Source organism: Bradyrhizobium sp. SHOUNA76, assembly GCF_023006445.1.
In the GTDB taxonomy this organism is placed as follows: Bacteria; Pseudomonadota; Alphaproteobacteria; order Rhizobiales; family Xanthobacteraceae; genus Bradyrhizobium.
In genome coordinates, this window is the sequence record NZ_JALBHA010000798.1 from 1 (window position 1) to 1,822 (window position 1,822).

Genomic DNA, 1,822 nt, shown 5'->3' on the forward strand with positions numbered 1-1,822 from the left:
ACCGCGTGGTCTCGCGCAGCATGCCGGCCGCCTGAGCCTTTCGGCTCGCGAGGAATCGGACCGGCGCAGCGGTCTGGCCGCTCCTGGGCCCACCTTTCGCGCCCGCGACCTTCCGGCGCATCGGAAAATCCGCCCCCTTTCAACAGGCAGGCGTGCCCCATAGATTGACGTCGGCTTAAGACGTGACGGAACATTGTACGGCCGAAATCATCAAACCTTCACGGCGCCTGCGCAGGATCGCCATGGAGATTCGCCTCAAGTCTGCCGCCGAGGACGCCAAACCGTGCATCAGGAGCACCCAACCCTGCCTAAAATATTGAATGCACGAGTTTTTGTTCGAATTGGCGAATTCCACTCGGCCCGAAAACGCGCTAGTGGAGGGGCAGGGGGCATGCGCGATGCCGGAGCCGGCGGCGAGGGTTCGTTGAGTGCCTGTGCGTCGTCCGCCCGTTCGCCGGCCACCCTGGCCGCTGAAGCGTTGTTCGAGGTCTAGATGCTGGAAGCCATCCGCAGGGCGACGACGTTTCTGCGCCAGAAGCAAATCCTGCATAAGCTTGGAGTTGTGATCAGCGTCGCGGTCATCGGCATCGCTTGCTATGTGCTGTACCACATGCTGCGAGGCATCGATTCCAACGAGGTCCTCGAAGCGATCAAGAGCACCGAGCCGAGCCAGATTGCGATGGCGGCGCTGTTCGTCGCCGCGGGCTATTTCACCCTGACCTTCTACGACCTGTTCGCCGTGCGCGCGATCGGCCACGCCCACGTGCCCTACCGCATCAACGCGCTCGCCGCCTTCACCAGCTATTCGATCGGCCACAATGTCGGTGCATCCGTCTTCACCGGCGGCGCGGTGCGATATCGCATCTATTCGGCCTACGGGCTGAACGCGATCGACGTCGCAAAGATCTGCTTCCTCGCCGGCCTGACCTTCTGGCTCGGCAATGCCGCCGTGCTCGGCCTCGGCATCGCCTATCATCCGGAGGCCGCCGCCTCGATCGACCTGCTTCCGCCGTGGCTGAACCGGACGCTGGCGCTGATGATCATCGTGGGACTGGTCGGCTACGTGGTCTGGGTCTCGACCCAGCCGCGCGTGGTCGGCCGCGGGCCCTGGACCGTGGTGCTGCCGGGCGGCGCGCTGACGCTGCTCCAGATCGCGATCGGCATCATCGATCTCGGCTTCTGCGCGCTCGCGATGTACGTGCTGGTTCCGGACGAGCCCAATCTCGGATTCGTGGTGGTCGCGGTGATCTTCGTCTCGGCGACGCTGCTCGGGTTCGCGAGCCACTCGCCTGGCGGGCTGGGAGTGTTCGACGCCGCCATGCTGGTCGGCCTCTGGCAGATGGACCGCGAGGAGCTTCTGGGCGGCATGTTGCTGTTCCGCGTCCTCTATTATCTGTCCCCCTTCGTCATATCTGTAATCCTGCTGACGTTTCGCGAAGTTATGATCGGCGCACGATCGAAGCGCTTGCAGCAGGCGGCGCTCAAGCTCGACCCCGGTCCAGCGCGTGAAGCCGCCTATGTGAGAGAGCGTAGCGACAGCGGTGCCTGACGCCGCCAAGCTTTAGGACAAGCCTCCAGGAGAAGTCCGCCCCGATGGCGATCGACGCCCCCTCTTCTCCCTCCGCCCAGCCCTGGTCCGACCGGCTGCGGCATTCGACCGTCATCCTGATCGCTGCGGCCCTGGCGCTGTCCGTCGTCGTCTCGCTCGGCGAATTGTCGGCGCTGCACGCCGCGATCGTGTTCCTCTGCATTGCGGCCGCGGCACTGATCCCGTGGCGCCTGCATGATCCCGCCGCGTCGCGCGACGATGTCAGGCGCATCA

Annotated in this window: 1 protein-coding gene and 1 pseudogene; both read left to right on the top strand. The window is 64.8% G+C overall.

All coding sequences use genetic code 11. From position 1 onward, the window contains the following. Positions 1 to 493: 493 nt before the first annotated feature. Positions 494 to 1,549 carry a UPF0104 family protein gene (locus MOV74_RS37230; RefSeq protein ID WP_246932396.1) on the top strand — a complete coding sequence of 352 codons (1,056 nt, stop codon included), beginning with the start codon at positions 494 to 496 and terminating at the stop codon, positions 1,547 to 1,549. Between the two features lie 44 nt (positions 1,550 to 1,593). After that, positions 1,594 to 1,822: pseudogene (locus MOV74_RS37235) on the top strand (two-component sensor histidine kinase); the annotation flags it as partial.